Annotated in this window: 16 protein-coding genes; 7 read left to right on the forward strand and 9 right to left on the reverse strand. The window is 42.1% G+C overall.

Annotation, left to right across the window (positions count from 1 at the left end; all coding sequences use genetic code 11):
- Nucleotides 1-105: 105 nt before the first annotated feature.
- The 3 genes from BN3769_RS10545 to BN3769_RS10555 all read right to left on the reverse strand — a co-directional run bounded on the left by BN3769_RS10545 (nucleotide 106) and on the right by BN3769_RS10555 (nucleotide 1,802).
- Nucleotides 106-801 (reverse strand): hypothetical protein, encoded by a 696-nt coding sequence (locus BN3769_RS10545; protein ID WP_068470332.1) that lies wholly within the window; start codon nucleotides 799-801, stop codon nucleotides 106-108.
- 48 nt (nucleotides 802-849) lie between these two features.
- Nucleotides 850-1,209, reverse strand: coding sequence for a BON domain-containing protein (locus BN3769_RS10550; RefSeq protein WP_228840678.1), 360 nt, complete (start codon nucleotides 1,207-1,209; stop codon nucleotides 850-852).
- 311 nt (nucleotides 1,210-1,520) lie between these two features.
- Complete coding sequence (locus BN3769_RS10555) at nucleotides 1,521-1,802, reverse strand: hypothetical protein (protein ID WP_068470336.1); 282 nt, start codon at nucleotides 1,800-1,802, stop codon at nucleotides 1,521-1,523.
- 756 nt (nucleotides 1,803-2,558) lie between these two features.
- Between BN3769_RS10555 and tyrS the strand changes: the two genes are divergently transcribed.
- The 7 genes from tyrS (at nucleotide 2,559) to BN3769_RS10590 (ending at nucleotide 13,056) form a co-directional block, all read left to right on the forward strand.
- Complete coding sequence (gene tyrS, locus BN3769_RS10560; protein ID WP_068470338.1) at nucleotides 2,559-3,836, forward strand: tyrosine--tRNA ligase; 1,278 nt, start codon at nucleotides 2,559-2,561, stop codon at nucleotides 3,834-3,836.
- Between the two features lie 241 nt (nucleotides 3,837-4,077).
- Nucleotides 4,078-4,404 carry an HU family DNA-binding protein gene (locus tag BN3769_RS10565; protein ID WP_068470503.1) on the forward strand — a complete coding sequence of 109 codons (327 nt, stop codon included), beginning with the start codon at nucleotides 4,078-4,080 and terminating at the stop codon, nucleotides 4,402-4,404.
- A gap of 238 nt (nucleotides 4,405-4,642) precedes the next feature.
- The gene (locus BN3769_RS10570; RefSeq protein ID WP_068470340.1) at nucleotides 4,643-6,127 is read left to right on the forward strand and encodes a hypothetical protein; all 1,485 of its coding nucleotides are present in this window, start codon (nucleotides 4,643-4,645) and stop codon (nucleotides 6,125-6,127) included.
- A gap of 239 nt (nucleotides 6,128-6,366) precedes the next feature.
- Nucleotides 6,367-7,365: a L,D-transpeptidase gene (locus BN3769_RS10575; protein ID WP_068470342.1), complete on the forward strand. Its 999-nt coding sequence runs from the start codon at nucleotides 6,367-6,369 to the stop codon at nucleotides 7,363-7,365.
- A 30-nt stretch (nucleotides 7,366-7,395) separates the two neighbouring features.
- A complete protein-coding gene (locus BN3769_RS10580; RefSeq protein ID WP_068470344.1) occupies nucleotides 7,396-8,346 on the forward strand; it encodes an acetyl-CoA carboxylase carboxyltransferase subunit alpha in 951 nt (316 codons plus the stop codon).
- Between the two features lie 9 nt (nucleotides 8,347-8,355).
- Nucleotides 8,356-10,299, forward strand: a complete 1,944-nt coding sequence (locus tag BN3769_RS10585) for an ABC transporter ATP-binding protein (protein WP_068470346.1) — start codon at nucleotides 8,356-8,358, stop codon at nucleotides 10,297-10,299.
- A gap of 390 nt (nucleotides 10,300-10,689) precedes the next feature.
- Complete coding sequence (locus BN3769_RS10590; RefSeq protein WP_068470348.1) at nucleotides 10,690-13,056, forward strand: hypothetical protein; 2,367 nt, start codon at nucleotides 10,690-10,692, stop codon at nucleotides 13,054-13,056.
- Nucleotides 13,057-13,159: 103 nt separating this feature from the next.
- Here the strand turns inward: BN3769_RS10590 and BN3769_RS10595 are convergent, their stop codons facing one another.
- From BN3769_RS10595 to BN3769_RS14800, 6 genes are all read right to left on the reverse strand, one after another.
- The gene (locus BN3769_RS10595) at nucleotides 13,160-14,866 is read right to left on the reverse strand and encodes a hypothetical protein (protein ID WP_068470350.1); all 1,707 of its coding nucleotides are present in this window, start codon (nucleotides 14,864-14,866) and stop codon (nucleotides 13,160-13,162) included.
- Between the two features lie 269 nt (nucleotides 14,867-15,135).
- The gene (locus BN3769_RS10600; protein WP_068470353.1) at nucleotides 15,136-15,531 is read right to left on the reverse strand and encodes a hypothetical protein; all 396 of its coding nucleotides are present in this window, start codon (nucleotides 15,529-15,531) and stop codon (nucleotides 15,136-15,138) included.
- Nucleotides 15,532-15,784: 253 nt separating this feature from the next.
- The gene (locus BN3769_RS10605) at nucleotides 15,785-16,612 is read right to left on the reverse strand and encodes an SDR family oxidoreductase (protein WP_068470355.1); all 828 of its coding nucleotides are present in this window, start codon (nucleotides 16,610-16,612) and stop codon (nucleotides 15,785-15,787) included.
- Nucleotides 16,609-17,328, reverse strand: a complete 720-nt coding sequence (locus tag BN3769_RS10610; RefSeq protein ID WP_068470357.1) for a putative quorum-sensing-regulated virulence factor — start codon at nucleotides 17,326-17,328, stop codon at nucleotides 16,609-16,611. The genes BN3769_RS10605 and BN3769_RS10610 overlap by 4 nt, the downstream gene beginning before the upstream one ends.
- Before the next feature lie 5 nt (nucleotides 17,329-17,333).
- Nucleotides 17,334-17,804: a YbjN domain-containing protein gene (locus BN3769_RS10615; RefSeq protein ID WP_068470359.1), complete on the reverse strand. Its 471-nt coding sequence runs from the start codon at nucleotides 17,802-17,804 to the stop codon at nucleotides 17,334-17,336.
- Nucleotides 17,805-17,818: 14 nt separating this feature from the next.
- A complete protein-coding gene (locus BN3769_RS14800; protein WP_154017890.1) occupies nucleotides 17,819-17,992 on the reverse strand; it encodes a hypothetical protein in 174 nt (57 codons plus the stop codon).

Consider the following 17,992-nt stretch of genomic DNA (forward strand, 5'->3'; position numbering starts at 1 on the left):
ATAAATTTAATTGTTTTAGGTCAGGTTTTTTTGTTTTTGTATAAAAGAGATGGCCTTGCTCAAGGCAAGGCCATCTAAGGAAGAAATCGCTTAGAAACAAACGAATTATTTCTTGTAGTTTTTCGAAGTTGTGGCTTCGGAAGAAATGGAAACATCTTCTGCGCCACTTTTTTGCATGAGATCTTTTGCTTTCTTGGCAAGCGCATCTGTGTTAGCGCGAATAGCTAATAAGATGCCGCCTTCTTTCAGACGATTTTCATAACGCTTCGCTTCATATTCAGGAATCCCGGCTCCTACTAAGGCGCCGATGATGCCTCCAATTGTTCCGCCTGCGCCAAGTCCGCTAAGTGCTGCCATTAAGGGGCCGGCTGCAATAAAAGGTCCCATACCAGGAATGGCAAGAGCGCCAATACCAGCTAAAAGGCCTAGCGTACCGCCAATGATTCCTCCTGCTGTTGCACCCGTTGCTGTTCCCTCTGGCGCTTTGGTGTGCTTCTCTGTGCCCAATCCTCCTTGGCCTTGATTGCGGTTGCTTTGAGGATGTTGGGTATTGGTTGTAGATTGGTAGCGTTCTTCTGGAAGAGTACCTGCAGGATAATCTGTAAGACGCTCTTCTGTACGCCAGTTGCGATTGGCTTCTGTTCCTGTCATTGCAGTCGAGCTGAATTCTTTGAATTCACCTTTTTGCGAGACGAGAAAAGAAATATCATTGCGGTCTAAGCCAGCATCTACCAAAGATTGAATAATGTGTTCAGCTTTTTGACGATTGGCAACAATTCCATATACTACTTGATTAGCCATAAAATTCTCCTTTATTTTAAGACGCCATTAATGATTTTTAATCAATCGTTATCGATTAAAGTCACCGCGGTTTTCAGTCCCACGATTACCTTCGCGAAGAATTTCAATTTGATTGTCAACATTCTTAACACCGCTTACGGCTTTGGCTTTTTTACCAATTTCATTCTTCTCTTTATCGTTGTTAACGACTCCGCGAAGAGTGACTACGCCATTGATTGTCATGATTTTGACATTCTTAGCATTAGTAGAAAGAGCATCATCATCCATTAAAGCTTGGCGGATCTTTTGTGTGATTGTACGATCGGCTTCGCTTTCTGATTGCTCGCCTGGTGTGACGGCACTAGGATTGCGATCGCGTGTATTGCGTCCTGTATTGTCAGGAGCATTAGTTTCGCAAGCGGTTAGCATGATGCATAATGAAGATAAAAGAAATAGTTGCTTTTTCATTTTTCATAACCTCCTTTAGGTAGTTTTTAGACATCTTAATCAAGACTTTACTGCAATGCTGCGCCCTTTACCTGCTTGAAAGTCCTTGATTCTTTCAGTTCGGAGAATAGGGAAATCTCTAAAAAAATCAAATAAATTATTTTAATTTTATATGGGAGAGGCTTAAATTTTAGAACTTTTAGAGTCAATTGCAACGCTTCAATTTGAACCAAAGCAAGTGTTGTAATTGACTCTTTATATCTTCAAAAATTGGATTAAAGCATGTCTAAAATCTAGAGGCTAGGGGCGATTTTGGAAAATGAGTGCTTAAAAAAAATCTTGTTCGCGTGTTTGTGGGAGGGATGAAAAAGATAGGTTTTAGCCTTAGCTGAGAGTGCATCGGGAGGAAGAGAGGTACATCGTTCTTTCAAGGAACGAGAAGCAGCAGGGCGAGAGGAATGAAAGAGATTCCTCTGCATAAGTTGATCGCCTTTTTGCAGCTTGATTAATCCAGCTGGATTTTTCGTTTTTCTGCTCTTAGCAGAGGCAGATTGTCGGGATGAATGAGATTGCATAAATACCACTCCTTCTTAAATAGCCAGTCTTATCGATTAACCCACATAAATTGCATCTTATCAAAAAATAATTTTTTTTAATATGTTTGTCTTGCATTCGCCATCGTCGCTTAAGAGGGGCATTAGAAACGCTAAGAATGGTTCTTGAAAAGAAGGAATTTAACAGCGGGCTTGCGCTACTCGTGTGGCTTGTTTAGTTTAATAGAATTTTTTTCTTATGCCATTCAAACGGGAGTTTTAAGAAGAAAAGCGAGCTAGACGATCGCTACTAGAATAGGCCATTGTCTATCAGGATTTGGGTTCGCCTCTTGGATCCCAACTAATGGTTTGATCAAATGCCCAACACATCATTCAAGCGAAACCGTGCGCCAATTATTTAATGAAAAGAATAAGGAAAGAACTCTTGAAAATGGGGCTAGGGAATAATTTTTATTATCGAAAATTGTAACTTATTTAAGGACAATCATTGACAGAAAAGAGGACATTTAGAAAAATGTCCACACCTAAGAGCTTGTATTCAAATTGCTAATAGCCTAGATTCAAGGTGATTTCTCAGTCAACTTGCAAGGCGAATGAACGGGCAATATTCAATCAATATAGCGCGTCCATCCGCCTTGCAGCTTGACTGAGAAATCACCTTGAATCTAGGCATTATGAATTTGAAGACCGGCTCTCAGGTGTGTCCTCAAATTGCCAATGGATATTATGAATTTGAGGATACGCCTTACTCTTCCTTATTGTTAAGTGGATGAAGACATGACTAATATTATTGATGTTTTGCAAGAACGCGGTTTTATTGAAGCCCTTTCAAGCGATGAAATTCGACTGTTAACTCAACAGCCAGTCAAGGTCTACTGCGGTTTCGATCCAACGGCCGATAGTCTGCATTTAGGAAACCTGGTTGCCATTATGGGGCTTGCCTGGTTTCAACGCTTTGGTCATACGCCTGTCGCCATTATGGGCGGAGCGACTGGTATGATTGGAGATCCCTCCGGCAAAGCAGCAGAGCGTCAATTATTAGATGAACAAACCATTGAACAGAACCTAAAAGGAATAAGAAAAAACTTAGAGACAATTCTAGATTTTAATCATTCTACTGCTAAGCCCATCATTTTAAATAACTTTGATTGGTTTAAAAACTTTTCTTATATTCAATTCCTACGCGATATCGGCAAGCTTTTCCGTTTAGGCCCTATGTTGGCAAAAGAAAGTGTAAAAACGCGTTTGCAATCGGAAGAAGGCATGAGCTATACCGAATTCAGCTATCAAACCTTGCAAGGTTATGATTTTTTGCATTTATTTGAAAAATTCGGAGTAACGATCCAATTAGGCGGCAGTGACCAATGGGGAAATATCACGGCTGGAACGGAATTGATCCGTAAAGTCCATGGCCAGACGGCTTATGGGGTTACTTTCCCTTTATTGACTCGCAGCGATGGGCAAAAATTTGGGAAATCGGAAAAAGGCGCGATTTGGCTATCATCAGAGAAGTTGTCTCCTTACGAGTTTTACCAATATTTGGTACGCGTCGCCGATGCCGATGTCATTAAATTGATGCGCATGCTGACTTTTATGGATATGGCAGAGATTCGCTTGTATGAAAAGAGAATGCAAGAAGCAGATTATGTTCCTCATACCGCTCAGAAACGGTTGGCTGAAGAAATTACTCGTTTAGTGCACGGCGAAAAGGGAGTGGAGACAGCTTTGAAAGTTACCGCTGAAGTGGCGCCCGGATCGCAGGCAAAGCTTGATGCGGATACGTTGGAAAGCCTTTCCTCTAGCATGCCTAGCTATGAACTGCCTCTAAATGAAGTGGTAAATAAAAAACTCGTTGACCTGTTAGTCGAAGTGGGGCTTCAGCCTAGCAAAGGAGAGGCTAGACGTCTTCTACGGAATGGCGGAATTTATGTGAATAATGAGAAAATTGAAGATGAAAATTGCGTGATTGTCCAAGACCATCTTATCTCAAATCGATTGATTCTCTTGGCAGCAGGAAAGAAAAATAAAATGCTTGTGCGTGTGAGAGAAAACTGAAAATTATATTGAATTCAAAGAACCTTTTCTTATCATAAGAAATGCTAGTTAAAAAATTTTTTAATATAGCGTTTTGATAGCTTTTCTGAGATATAAAATTTTCCTTACAGGCTTGTGGGTTCGTTTTAGCTAAATAAGCAAAACTAACAAAAAGAACTTGCTTGAAAATCAAAAGGATATGAAAATGTCAGAAACAGCTTTATCTTAACGAAAAAAGTGCAAAATGGAGGAGATCGAGCCTATGGCAACCAGTACAAAGAAGAGCACCATGACAAAGAAGAAATTGATTAATTCTATTTCACAGGACAAGGGAATTCACCCAAATGATGTCCGTCATGTTATTCAAGCTTTTCTCGATAAGATTACAGACTGTTTATCTCAAGGGGAAAGATTAGAATTTAGAGAGTTTGGCGTTTTTGAAGTTGTGGAAAGAAAACAAAAGATTGGACGCAATCCCAAAAATGCAGCCGTTCCCATCGTTATTCCTGCTCGCCAGGCTGTTAAATTTACTCCAGGCAAAAAGATGCGTCAGGTTGTAGAATCAGATAGCTTTGCCGAAGTAAATTAATCGGTTGCTTTTTGATTTAACCTGCTTTTATTGTTCTATGCCATTTATAGCTCTTTGAGTCTTTGGTTATAGGAAAGTAAGTCGGCTTAGCATGTTTTCCTGATAGTTTGCTTTGCCATTCATTTTATTTTTGGCAAAAAAATGCTATTATATTTAACGGTTTAGATGGAATTTAGCCTTCATGTGAGGATGCTGAATAGTTCTACAGAGCTCTTTGTACCAATAGGTCTCTTCAACCATGATCGATGCTCTCCCTCTCCAGTCTTTTTACCAAGCTTCGGTTGAAGATTCAAATCACTCTCCTAGCTTATCTCAAGCTGTAAATGATTGGCTGTTAAATCAATCTTTACAACTTGAGGAGCTGGCGGAGAGCTGTATATGGCGCGAAACGCTGATGTCAACGGAGATGGCAATCGAAAATTGGAAGCAGCTCCTGACATTGAATCTTCTTAATTATTTTTCGTCTACGCCTGTAGGCAATTTAGCAGCTAAAGTGCAGCTTTTTGAGCGTCAGCCATGGAATCAAAGCTCCCAATATTTTCGCGCATTAGTCGCTTTGAATCATGTCCTAAGCAAGATGCCTGTGCCAGAGGTGGGGCCTTATTTATTAGAGAGTGGAGCCGCACTGATTGACCTTCAAGAATATTCTCCTTGGCTTTCACTGCCTTACGTTCCTTATCATCTGGAATTTGGCATTTTCCTTTGCGCTTTGGCCTTTTTGACAAAAAGGGAAGATTTAAAAGATCAAGTAATCCGACTAGCTAGGTGGCAGCTTAATACGGTTGATGCGCATTATTATCCCTTCGCTTCTTTATTTATTCGCGAAAGCGAAGGAAAAAGCTTTCAAAATCTTCTTCTTTACTATCTTTTATTTTATGGAGTTTCTTGCTTAACAGAAGAAATGGAATTCGAAAGCGCATCGCAAGCACTGTATAAACATTTGCAGGTTGCAGCGGAGAAAGAGCCAATAAGCATTTCGCCTTTATGGATTTTATTGGAGAGGCTTTTTAAGAAGCAAACCGCGGCCGCTTTCCTCCCTTTTCCTCTTCCAGAGCATATTTATGATCCTTCTACTTCGCTTGTTGGATTCCGCTCCAACAATCAGCATGCCGTCTGCACGCTTCATGGCGGGCATACAGGCTTAGGGTCGATACGTATAGAAGATGTCGAACTTGTCAACTATGGTCCTCAATATTTGCCTTTGGGAGACTGCCTGGGATTTGGAATAGAGGGGAATCACTTATCTGAGCATGGGCTTAGAAAATCTATTATTGAGCTAAGGCGGCAAGGTTTTGTTCTAAAGGGATGTGCGCGCTTAGTCGACCAGCCGTCTTCTTGCCAAACAGGCCGATTTCGCGGGATTTGGTTGGAAGTGGCGCAAGAATTTAAGCAATCTCGCTTCAATTTAAAAACAACCTTTTTGGGTTTGGATGGCTGGGAGGACGTCGCATTTAGCTTTTTTTTTAAAGCGCAAAAATGCCACATTCCTGGGAAAATGTCCTTAGCCCCTTGTACACTCGATCGTTATTCCGGCGAAGCGCAGCCGATCTTATTGGAAGGCGAGCAGACAAAGCTGAAGTTATCGGTCCCTTCTTTTTCCGGAAGCATGCAAGTCATTCCATTGGCAGGGAAAGATAATTTTTGGGGATCGACTTTTCTGGTTGCTTATTTGCTCCAAGCGCAACAGCGGCACTATCATTGGCAGCTCGAGCCTTATTCTTAGAGGATCTATTAAAAAAAATATTAAAGCTCGGAATCCGGCCTTAATTTTTTAACGTCTTTTCCGCTGGTATAACTTGGCAAAATACATTCAACCTCTTATCATAGTATACAAATAATCTTGATTGGCAAGAACTTACTAAAAAATCTTTCTCTAAAGATGAAAAGTGGGGAAAGGATGATAGCAGACGTTCGCATGCGCGGATTTTTCTAAAAGCTAAGATAAAAGATATAGGTCTAACGATGACATTGCCAAAGTTATTAGCGATTGTATCCATTCTTTTATTTGGAGCGATTGGCATAGCTGCCATCTTTAAAACCAAGCCGACCCAACCTGAGACGGGGGCGGTTGTGCAGGTTCCTCTTGAAGTTGAACTAGATCAAGAGATTCAAGCAGTTGTGCCGGCCTTAGCCACTCCATCCCCTGTTGCCGTTTCCTCGGTTTCTCCTATTGTTGCGTCATCGATTGATTTGCCTGATGCCAATCGGATTGAAGAATTATTTAATCGAAATGATCCGAAGCTACCTATTGTCGAGACCATTACTTATAAGAGCCATGTACCTTGGCAGAAAGGGCGTCCTGCTTGGTTATCGGATTATGCCTCTCATTACAATACGTCTCGGCATTTTATTGCGCGGAGTTTAAATGGCAAGCCTGATTACTTAAAGCAGGATTTGGCTGAAGGCGATCGCTTTAATGTATTTAAAAAAGATAAGAATTTTCAATTTTATCTGGTTGTAGACACATCCCGTTGTAAAATGTGGTTCTACTATATTGATTTGGATGATAAGCAGGCGACGCTATTAAAGACCTATCAAGTAGGGCTAGGCCGCTTAGATTCAACAAAAGCGTCGGGATTGCTGACGCCTTTAGGGAAGTATTCTCTTGGCGATCGCATTGCAGTCTATAAACCCAAAGTCATGGGAATGCATCAAGGAAAGAAAATTGAAGTAATCACTGTTTTCGGAACGCGTTGGATTCCCTTTGAAAAAGAATTAGGCCCTTGTACAGCTCCTGCAAAAGGATTTGGCATTCATGGAACGCCTTGGCATGATAAAGGCCAAGGAATACTTGCTGATGATACAAGCAGCATTGGAAAATATGAGAGCGATGGATGCATTAGGCTTGCCACTCCGGATATAGAAGAGCTTTTTGCCATTATTATTACTAAGCCCACGACCATTGAAATTGTCCCAGATTTTTCTGAATCCACCTTAGCTGGAGCTGGGGCAGGGCTATAAAATTAAATATTTAATTGAAGGAGCGACCCGTTGGATATTCTACCCCATGAAAAGCAAATTCATGAGTATATCAAAACGATTGAACATCTAAAAAAACAGAATCAAGACAATCCTATTTTTAACGCCGAGATTCGCAAGCTTGAGCAAAAGTTAGATAAACTCAAAGAAAAAGTTTATTCAGAGCTGACTCCGTGGCAAAGGATTATGATTTGCCGTCACCCCTCTCGTCCGCATGCCCTGGATTTCTTTCGCAATATGTGCGAAAGCTATGTGGAGCTATCGGGAGACCGCTGCTATCAAGATGATCATGCGATGGTTGGGGGGTTGGCTAGGATCGGGGGAATAAAGTGCGTTGTCATCGGCCAAGAGAAAGGATTTGATACCGAAAGTCGCGTTTACCGCAATTTTGGTATGCTTAATCCCGAAGGCTTCCGCAAAGCTCTGCGCTTGATGCAAATGGCTGAAAAATTTAATTTGCCTATCATTTCCCTTTTGGATACTCCAGGAGCTTATCCCGGATTGGAAGCCGAAGAGAGGGGGCAAGGATGGGCGATTGCGCAGAATCTACGCGAGATGGCTCGTATCAGCACGCCGATCATTGTGGTTGTTATTGGAGAAGGCTGTTCTGGAGGGGCTTTGGGAATGGGTGTGGGCGATGTCGTGGGCATGCTAGAGCATGCTTATTACTCTGTCATCTCACCAGAGGGCTGTGCATCGATTCTTTGGAAAGATGCAAGTAAAAATATAGAGGCTGCATCAACGCTCAAGTTGAACGCAGAAAATCTTATAGAGCTCAAGGTCATCGACACGATTATTAGCGAACCTCTCGGAGGCGCGCATCACGATCCTCAGCAGACTTATCAAAATGTCAAGCAATTTATCATCGATCAATGTCAGATTCTGCGCAGAATCCCCCCATCACTGTTGCTTGAGCAGCGCTATTTAAAATTCCGACAAATGGGACAATTCCTAGAAGTATAAGTACGAGCTATGCGATTTTTATTTAAGACAGCGCTTCTTGGAAGGCAGCACCGCATCCTGATTGGATTGACCATTTTTTCCATGATCTTATTGACATTTGCCTCCCAGCTAGAGATTGTCGCCATGGGCGTCATCATGAGGAAAGGGCCGGATTTTTTTGAATTGTTTGCCCCTATCAAAGAGGGGAAGCTAGAGCGTAATTTAGCTGTCAGTTGGGAAGATGTCCAGGCGCGCTGGCCGCAATTGGATGTGTCCGATCGAGGCTTTGTTAACTTAGAAGATACAGCGCGCTTTTTAACTGATTATAAGGGCCAAGGATTGGTGGAGAGAGTCATAGACGGCTTAAACCATTTCATTCCTATTACCAGCAGTTTGAAATTCCTCGCTTTTTTTATTGTCTTAGTCGCTTTATTTAAAGCTATTTCACTGTTCAGCCAGCGCTTTGCCTCGCGCCTGGTCGCCATCCGCATCAGCCGCGATTTGCGCCAAGCCTATTTTGAGCATATTCAATCTTTGCCCATGGATTTTTATCAGCGGCATAATATAGGCAGTTTATCCTCGCGCGTGGTAGGGGATGCAGCCCTAGTGGCAGAGGCCTTGAATGCTTGCTTGGTCAATTACTTGCAAACGCCTTTTACGGTTATCACGACGCTTGGCCTATGCTTTTTAGCTTCCTGGCAGCTTTCGCTTATTATTTTCTTCGGTTTTCCCTTGATTGTTTTCCCCATTGTCTTCCTCGCCAAACGGGTCAAAAGAATTTCCAAGCAGATTCAGAAAAATCAAGAAACATTTGCCTCTGTTCTTATCGATTTCTTAGCTGGCATCCAAACAGTCAAAGTTTTTGCCATGGAGGATTTCTCCCTCAGAAAGTACCGCGATCAAAATGCGAAAATGGCGGCTCTGGAGCAAAGAAGCGCTCGATACGATTTGTCCTCGAGGCCCATTGTTCACACAATTGGAATGTTTTTTTTAGCGACGGCCTTGCTCTATGGGCTTTATGTCCTGCAGATGAATGTTTCGGACGTGTTGGTGTATTGCGGATTGCTCTATGTTTTTTACGAGCCCATTAAAAAATTTGCTGAAGAAAATACGCATATTCAGCGAGGCATTGCAGCAGCAGAGCGTGTACAGGAAGTGTTGCATCTTCAGCCTCAAATCCGCGATCAAGACGGGGCTTTAGAGCTTTCTTCTCTTGATAGCACGATTGAATTTGATAATGTTTGGTTTCGCTACGACCAAAAATGGATCCTCAAAGGTGTCAGCTTTACTGTCCGCAAAGGAGAAACCGTCGCTTTGGTGGGGCCGACAGGATCGGGAAAGTCCACCATCGTCCAGCTTTTACCTCGCCTATATGACATCCAGAAAGGGGAAATTCGTATTGATGGCCGTTCCTTAACAGCTTATACCCAGCGTTCATTGAGGGATAACATCGCTTTTGTGCCTCAAAAACCTTTTCTCTTCTTAGATACGGTTGCCGAAAACATTGCTTTCGGACGTCCCTTTTCGCAAGAAGACATTCAAGAAGCGGCTAGGCAGGCCCATGCGGATGAGTTCATTCAGCAGCTTCCGAAAGGCTATCAGACCGAATTATTTGAAGCCGGCAAAAACCTGTCGGGTGGGCAGCAGCAGCGTTTGGCAATTGCGCGTGCGCTAGTCAAAAAAGCGCCTATCTTGATTATGGACGAGGCAACTTCGTCATTGGACGCACTTAGCGAAAATCACATCAAATCGGCTTTAAGCCAGCTTCAGGGAAAGATGACGCAAATTATCATCGCGCATCGCTTGTCTACTATCGAAGATGCCGATAAAATTATTTATTTGGATAAAGGCGAAAAAGTGGCTGAAGGAACAAAGGAAGAACTCCTGCGTACTTGTCCTCCGTTCAGACAAATGTGGGAAATGATGTACAATCAAGCGCCGCTTCAGCCTGCGGGCTTATCTCTAAATTCATAATGGCCTAAATCATTTTTCCTTAGGAGTCTAGCCTATGTCGGCTCCTAAGGAGAAGCACTCGAATTTGGGTCATTGGCGGCTTTAATACACCCTCTAAGACTTTCAAGTCGTCTAAATCCTAGAGCACTCAACACTCAATCAAACTAAATTCTGGCTTTAATCCTTCTTAAAAGGTCTGTATAGCCTTTCAAGTATGGCGCCTTCTCATGCCTTTAGATTCTTATTTATTTACTAACTTTATGAGAGGCTTTGAACGATTTCCTTCTTTTATTCACTAAAAGGCAAAAGACTCCAAATTCAATTTATTAAGTCAAAATAGGATGAAAGAGGTTGACAAAATCTATTAATTAAAATTTTATTTATTAATTCAAATTGTATTTTGGAGACCCTATGAATAATGTGCATTCGTCTTCTAGTCACCCCTCCTCTCCCGTCCTTTCCATGGACTGGAACAGAATCCATGAGAACAGTAAAAAGGTCAAAGAGTTTTTAAAGTCTTTTCATGTCGATAGAATCGGAACCGGCCTTATGAGAGTGGATGAAAATGGCTATACCCTCTCTCCTCGCTCCAATTATGTGAATAGTCCCACGGTGCAACGGGCTTTAAATATTAGAAATCCGCTTGCGACATATGAAGCTGTTCAACGCTGCTTTAATGATATAAGCAGAAAGATAGACGTATTAGAGAAGTTCATTTCAGCGTTTGATCCCGATTCGGGGGATTGTGTCCAGGCCAAAAAGCTTCTTTTGCGTTTAGTGAAGATTAATCGTATTTTTGAGACCACAGCCTTTGAGGGGATAGAGCAGCTTTGCAAAAACTATATTAGCGATGGCCAGGCTGACAAAGCGGGAGCATTAAAGGTAAGTGGGGATGGCTATCACGTTTTATTAAAAAGAATCATTGAAGCTTTAACGCATAAATTGTCCGCTCGCATCGAAGAATTAGATGTCGATATTAAATTAGTGAAGTACAATTTTTCGGCCGCTAAACTTCTCATAAAAAGAGGGGATGCTGTCCTGCATTTACGAAGTGTTTTCTGCAATTTCAAGGTCGGATGCATTATTCCTACAGAATTGATTCAGGATTGCTTGACCGATCAACATAAGTTCAAAGATACGGACAAGAAAGCTATGCAGATTGCGACCAATCAAATCGGTTTGCCGACCTTGGCTAGCAAAATTCCGACTCAAGGCGGAAATGCGAATTGGGTTCCTATGCGTCTTATTGAGACTGAAGAGCGCTCTATTCTCGTTGAACGGGGCGTAGTCGGGACCTGCGAGAGGGACTCTGCGAAGAAATTAAGCGATCTATGCAACGTCTACTATAGAATTGAATCCGATAGCCTAAATTGTTTTATTAGTTGTGGAGCGGTTAACAATGCTCAAAAAGCAAAAGAGCTTGCCCAAGTGATTAAGCTTATGGAAGAGCCGTTAAAGAAGAAACAAAAGCAGTTTGTGCTTCATCAATTGGGATCTTTTAAAGCAGAAGAAGAAATCATCCGCAATGCGCATACGCATATTGCAGAGACTGAGAGCTTGCTGCGGACAATTTGTGAGGATGATGAGTTAAGCATCTTGCACATTAATACCAATTTCAATGCCACGAATTGGTTTGATTCGGAAAGAACAAATTCTTTATCCATCAACTGTCAAGGCCTCGCTCGTTTGGCTAAGCATATATTGATGAAAGTGGATCAGCTCAACCCATTCAACATAAAAGACGCGGCATTTTTTGAATCGGCAAGAGAATTAAAGGAGACATTTGATTGCCAAATCCAACGTTTAATCAATGTCATTGCTTTTATAGAAAAAGAACCTGAATCTATAAAAAATACAATAGAGGCTAAAAATACAATAGAGGTTAAACAAAAGGAGCTTGAAAGGGAGCTTGAAAAATATCTAAAAAATTTGGATGAAGCATTGGCAAAGATTGATCCTTCCCTAGTCAGGAATTATGAAGAAGAGACTCTACTGCTTCTTTTGGATATTTTAAGGCGGCTCATTCACTTGCAATTCACTCCTCTCCATTTACCAAGGCTTTCTCGATCTGCTGAGATAGAATTATATCTGCTTCTTTATCGCATGCTCGATATGACGCCTATTCTCATTTGTTGGAGCGGATTGGATCGATCAGGTGCCGTGAGGGCCTTGGCTGAATCGCAAGCGCGTTTAGAAAGAGAGCTTAAGCAACGCGTTCCCCAAGGGGCTGTCGATCTTGCAAAACAACCCAGTCCTTTGAATGCTTGGAAAATGATTTTTCGCTTAATTCTTCATTGCGATGACTATCGCAAAGAGCTCTTTAGCTTAACAGAAGCCATCAGTCAAGAGAATTCCTCTTTGACGATGATCGCTAATTTAGATAAGTGGCAGGCTTTGGAAAGTCAGCCGTTCCTTCTTAAAGACGAAGATGCCAGCTTTAGAAAAATGCTTTTTGAAAAGATCGATCAGATGTATGAAGATAAGGAAAAAGCGGACGATTTAAAACTCGTCCAATACTATTTGGAGCTTGTGGTTTCGCAGCTACTGGGAAGCGAAGCAGAAAAAACGTTCTATAGTACGGGAATGATTGGCTTCAAATATCATCATAATGGAAGTCTGACACAGAGAATGGGGGCAAATAATTATCCTTTAGAGAGATGGCCTCAATTCATTAGCGACCATCAGGGGTGTGTCATTCAATTATTAAGCGATCCGATGACGATTACAGAAGCCGCTAAAACGCTCATTCTAAGGCTCGCTTACCTTAGAGGGGGCTAAAAAGCTCCAAACTCAGGCGAATAGAATTTCCGGGGCTATCGAAGAGATAGGCCCCAGCTATTTTTTAGATTCTCAAGTAAATAGCAAGCGCATCCTTTTATAATTATTGCTTAAGCATTAATAGAATGGTTTCTAATGAGGCCATTCGAAATCCAGGGTCTGTATAAGCGATAGGGTTGCGGTCGATGCTTCCGGATTCGACCCGGTCTTGGCCGAGCATGGCTCCAAAGGTGGAAATGGCGGCTACGCCAAACATAAGTTGCAAAGGCGTATCATGAAATAAGCTAATGTCATTGATTTTGCTGATTTGAGTGAGCAAGGAATAAAGCAGGGGCAAACATTCGCGGTTTTCAAAAATATTAAAATATATCTCATTAAAAAGCCTGTTATTCCGGCCTGGTCTAAAATTGTTTTTTAGCCACGTTGAAAAGCCTGCAAAGCCAAGCGTGCTCGCTAAAAAAGCCAAGATGGCAATTTGATCTTGGGACTGATCTGTGCAGACAACGGCTATTGAAAATCCGGTGAGGCTCATAAAAAGAGGAATGGTGACGGCCCGATCGACTAAAATGGCTGTGCGAATTCTCTTATCCTTCTTCGTAATGGATAGTGCCTTAAGTATTTTGCTCTTTTTGAGACCTTTCCAGCACCCCTGCAAAGGAACTTTATTAATTTCTTTTTTATGAGTATAGATTTCTTTAGTCAAATTTTGAAATCTTTGCTTGGCATCGCGCTTGGTGATTCCATACATGATACCGAGAAGAATAGCTAATTGATTGTTGTGGAAAATAGATAAAAGCGCATTCATTTCAATGACTGCTTTAGGAATGGCCTGAATAGATGTTTTCATAACCGTTAGGGCTATTCTGCGGGCGCGCATAGGCCGGGACTCTAGCTCCCTTTTTTGCAAATTAGATTCTATTTTCTTTAATACTTGTAATAGGCCTTCCATTCCGATCTCGCCTGCTCCCGCTCCGATTAACAGATAACCGCAGGCATTATACAAGGGAAAAAGCTGATTGCTGGGGCTCAAATAGAGGTTGACAAAGAGCGTTGCGCTCACTCCGCAGGTGATCTTGGCTGCATTGATGAGTAGATTGACTTTAACCTGTGTATGAGCAGGCTCTAAGAGGGCGCAGATTGGCGCATTCCGGCTTTCTACGCTAATTCTCTCCGGTAATGGCGTGTCTTGTACATGTGCAGAAGAGGGGAAACTCCCTTGATCCTCCTGCTGTGGCTCTTCAATCGAAGAGATGACTTCTTGATCTTCTTGTCCGCGGCTATTTAGCAAATGGGAGCCGTCTTGTTTGATCTGGTTGACAATTTGAATAAAGTCATTGGTCACATTATAACCAGCCCAAGCTGAAATCATTCCCAAAACCTTTTCTTGAGCGGAATCTGGGACATTTATAGCTGTATTCCAGAGCATTAAAAATCCCCAAAAGGAAAGATTTGTCGTAAAGGTGTGTGCTTGCTGCATATACTGGTTAATGGCCGGAGTAACAGAAAATGACTCAATCAACGCCCTTAAGGAAACGCCAAGATTGATCCAGCAAACAGTTTCAGCAACCTTATCTTCCATGGAAGATTCGGAGTCTGGCAGTTGGTTCTTATACATGAGAAATGTTCCGGAAGCAACTAAGGCGGTGGTTGCCACTACTCCTTGAGCGATCCTAGGTAAAAGCGGCTTGATACGCCTTCCGCAAAAAGATTTAATGCCGGCCCAAAAAATGGATCCTGTAGAAGTTTGAGAGGGAACGGAATCGGAATCAGAATAAAGGACAAAAGGAGTTCTTTCTGTGACTAAAGACATGTGTATTCTCTCTTGTAAATTTAATATACTCGGAACATAGCTGGAACATAAAATTCCACTGACATACTTTAGGTAGCTGCTGCCTTAGGATTTGTCAAAAACTGCTAATGGCCTAGATTCGAGTACTTTTCCCTAGAAGAAAAGGAGGATAGAGGGCCACATTCACGCAATATTGTTCCTCTATTTCCTATTCTTGCTAGGGAGAAAATGATCTCAAATATAGGCGATTATGAGTATTAAGAAACCCTCTTAGACTTCAATTTTTGCCTTTATTTTTTGCTGTTTCCTTTGAGTCGGACAGGCCTTAATTGATGAGCGGATACAGGAGCGCCTCTATTTATCTGTTTCCTCATTATCTGTTTAGTGCGGAAATTGGTTGTTTTGGAATTGACGACCTTAGAAAGAGACAAGCCTTTGGCATGCGAAGACCCATGTGTTCTGCTATGCAGATGAGGAGGCACGCTGGCTTGGGATTTCATCACTCCCGCTCCATCGGGTCCTGGGCCAAAATGAAGACGGACAATTGGAGTGGCATGTACTTGGCTAAGAGCCAAAGGAGGATAGGTTTGAGGAAGCGGCGATGGGCATTCTCCTCTTGCCAAACTCGCAGATAGGGAAAAGGAAAGAGTAAAAAATAAGCAGGCTTTTTTTAATAGGATCTTCATGATAGCCCTCTAAATAAATTGGTAACCTGAGTTTGGCGTTTTTTTCCCTTTAGACTGCATCAAAGCTGCGGAGATGAATAAATGGCAAGGCGGTCACTATTAAAAAATATGGACCGTCTTGCCATTATCTGTAAAAGCTTCCACGTCAGTCCAAAGGGTAAAAAAACTCCAAACGCGGTTAGTCGTTTGGTAATAGTTGTTAAAAAATAATTTGTATTTTTAACGTTTTGGGCAGATTAGATCAATCAGATAATTAAATAATTGAATGTAATGAGTAGAGAGGCTCTAAGAAAGAAAATCCTAATGATTTTAATTTTTGGTTAGAGACCTTTTTATTGCCTCCATGAGGATTAGAATCTTGATGATTCCATTGAATAGGGGGAAGGTGGGCTTTTTGACAAAGGGCTTCATAGAAGACTTTTCGAGGAATATGGAAATCATTGCATAAGTTAAAAATGCCATTTAGGCGCAATTGAATGGCAAAATCAAGCGCTCTTGTAATATCATCGACATGAATTAAATTGGTGTATTGATTGCCTGTTCCAGGAAAAGGGCGCGCGTGCATGCGGCGGAGGCGATCGGTAATATCGCGTTGAGGGCCATAAATTTCGCCTAAGCGGAAAATACAGACAGACCGCTGCTCTGTCGCAAGACCTAATAAAATTTGTTCCGTTTCATACAAACATTGGTTATTGGCATTAGAAGGATGGATGCGAGCCGTTTCATCGACCCATTCTCCTTGGTAGTCTCCGTACACGGAGGTGCTGCTTGTATATAAAATTTGTTTGAGATGGGGAGCATGAGGTATGCCTGCTGCTATTTGCCGGGCTGTTTGTAGGTAAGTTGTTTGGTAATCGGCAAAAGAATCGGGGGCTACGCTGACAAGAAGGGTATCTAGCTGAGATAAAAAGGAAAAGAGGGAAGAAGCATCCGTCAGTAAATAAGGATGGGGGATAAGCGTTTGCAAATCAGCCAGGCGCTCGGGCTTGCGTGTAGTAGCTGAAAGTTCATGTCCTGCCAAGCTCCACATTTTGGCTGCTGCTTGTCCCACATATCCGCAGCCCAAAATGCCGATCTTCATGCTGCCCCTATAGCGACAGTAGGTTCTAGCAAGCCAAGCCGAAGGAAACTATCTTTTAGCTCTTGATTTTCCGGTTTATCAAAGACGCCTGTCGAGGCTAGCCATTGAATATAAGAACGGGGGACTTTGCTAAGAGGCTGCCCTTGATGTTTGCCAAAAGGCATATGCTGTATCGTACGCGGGCGATTCATTAAATAAAAAATCTCTTCTATCGGCAAGTCATCAATCATCGCTTGAAAGACTTGATACAGGACGATAACGTCATCTAGAGCGCGGTGGGCATTATTTGCAGAAATACCATAAATTTCTCGCAAAAATTGAAGCGTATGCCGAGGAAGATCTGGACGGTAACGCCGCGCCCATTTGAGGGTGTCCAAAAATTTCCATGAAGGCATCGGCATTCCGTTTCTGTCAAATTCATTACGAAGAAAATGAAAATCGAAATTATCATTATTATGCGCAATCAAGACCACATCCCCTTCACAGAATTCCACAAATTCTGCTCCTATCTGAGCAAAAGAAGGCGCTGAGGCAACCATTTCATCTGTAATATGGTGAATGGCGATGGCCTCTGGCGGAATGGGACAGCCGGGATTGACAAATTTTTCAAACCGCCTATCCAGAACAGGGTCATAAGCCGCAATTTCAATAATGCGATCCCTCTCGGCTTTTACCCCTGTCGTCTCAGTGTCATAATAAATTGGTCGTAATGCCATAACAATTATTTTTGCTGTTCCATTTCCTGAGCTTTTTGCAGTATCTCATCCAAAGTAGTCTGCCCAAATCCAACTGCTTCAATGGGTGTGGCAAACATTTGGCAGACATGCTCGATTGTTTTGAGAAAAGCGAGAAGCAAATCGCCATCGATTTTCTTTTTTGGAGTCGGAAGCATAAGACGATAAAAGACAACCCCTGCCATTTCATCCATGCCAAAGCCTGGTACATCTAATTCCTTGTTGAGCAAATGAAGTAGACGAGCCATATCTGGAACGATTTCGCGTTGAAGCTGGCAAGGAATGAAAGCAAGCATTTGTAAAAGATGGCCATCATCAAATACGCGCAAGAAAAGCGGGTACTCTTTTTGTGAGAGTTTGAGAATGGTATAAACTTGCTGCGTATCCGCTTGAATATCAGCTTCATATTTGTTCTTCTGCATGAATGTAAGAATAGACTCAGGAGTCATATTAATCATATTGTGTTCCTTCTTTAGTATCCCATTCCGGGTAAAAGACTTTCTGTTTTTTCGTTAGTAACAGCTGGATTATTAGTCGTAGGAACAACGGAAAAGTCATTTTCAGTCGGCATGCGATAACAGCTGAACAAAGTAGCAATAAACGAGGCTAAGAGGAAGTACGTAAAAGCTGAGGGGGATGTTTTCAT

This window comes from Candidatus Protochlamydia phocaeensis (assembly GCF_001545115.1).
In the GTDB taxonomy this organism is placed as follows: Bacteria; Chlamydiota; Chlamydiia; order Chlamydiales; family Parachlamydiaceae; genus Protochlamydia_A; species Protochlamydia_A phocaeensis.

Bases quoted from the DNA above. Each gene is read 5' to 3' on its own strand.
- BN3769_RS10575 (WP_068470342.1), top strand. From the start codon at position 6,367: ATGACATTGCCAAAGTTATTAGCGATTGTATCCATTCTTTTATTTGGA.
- BN3769_RS10550 (WP_228840678.1), bottom strand. From the start codon at position 1,209: ATGCTAACCGCTTGCGAAACTAATGCTCCTGACAATACAGGACGCAAT.
- BN3769_RS10585 (WP_068470346.1), top strand. From the start codon at position 8,356: ATGCGATTTTTATTTAAGACAGCGCTTCTTGGAAGGCAGCACCGCATC.
- BN3769_RS14800 (WP_154017890.1), bottom strand. From the start codon at position 17,992: ATGAAAACATCCCCCTCAGCTTTTACGTACTTCCTCTTAGCCTCGTTT.
- tyrS (WP_068470338.1), top strand. From the start codon at position 2,559: ATGACTAATATTATTGATGTTTTGCAAGAACGCGGTTTTATTGAAGCC.
- BN3769_RS10555 (WP_068470336.1), bottom strand. From the start codon at position 1,802: ATGCAATCTCATTCATCCCGACAATCTGCCTCTGCTAAGAGCAGAAAA.
- BN3769_RS10610 (WP_068470357.1), bottom strand. From the start codon at position 17,328: ATGGCATTACGACCAATTTATTATGACACTGAGACGACAGGGGTAAAA.
- BN3769_RS10605 (WP_068470355.1), bottom strand. From the start codon at position 16,612: ATGAAGATCGGCATTTTGGGCTGCGGATATGTGGGACAAGCAGCAGCC.
- BN3769_RS10595 (WP_068470350.1), bottom strand. From the start codon at position 14,866: ATGTCTTTAGTCACAGAAAGAACTCCTTTTGTCCTTTATTCTGATTCC.
- BN3769_RS10570 (WP_068470340.1), top strand. From the start codon at position 4,643: ATGATCGATGCTCTCCCTCTCCAGTCTTTTTACCAAGCTTCGGTTGAA.
- BN3769_RS10545 (WP_068470332.1), bottom strand. From the start codon at position 801: ATGGCTAATCAAGTAGTATATGGAATTGTTGCCAATCGTCAAAAAGCT.
- BN3769_RS10590 (WP_068470348.1), top strand. From the start codon at position 10,690: ATGAATAATGTGCATTCGTCTTCTAGTCACCCCTCCTCTCCCGTCCTT.
- BN3769_RS10565 (WP_068470503.1), top strand. From the start codon at position 4,078: ATGGCAACCAGTACAAAGAAGAGCACCATGACAAAGAAGAAATTGATT.
- BN3769_RS10615 (WP_068470359.1), bottom strand. From the start codon at position 17,804: ATGATTAATATGACTCCTGAGTCTATTCTTACATTCATGCAGAAGAAC.
- BN3769_RS10600 (WP_068470353.1), bottom strand. From the start codon at position 15,531: ATGAAGATCCTATTAAAAAAAGCCTGCTTATTTTTTACTCTTTCCTTT.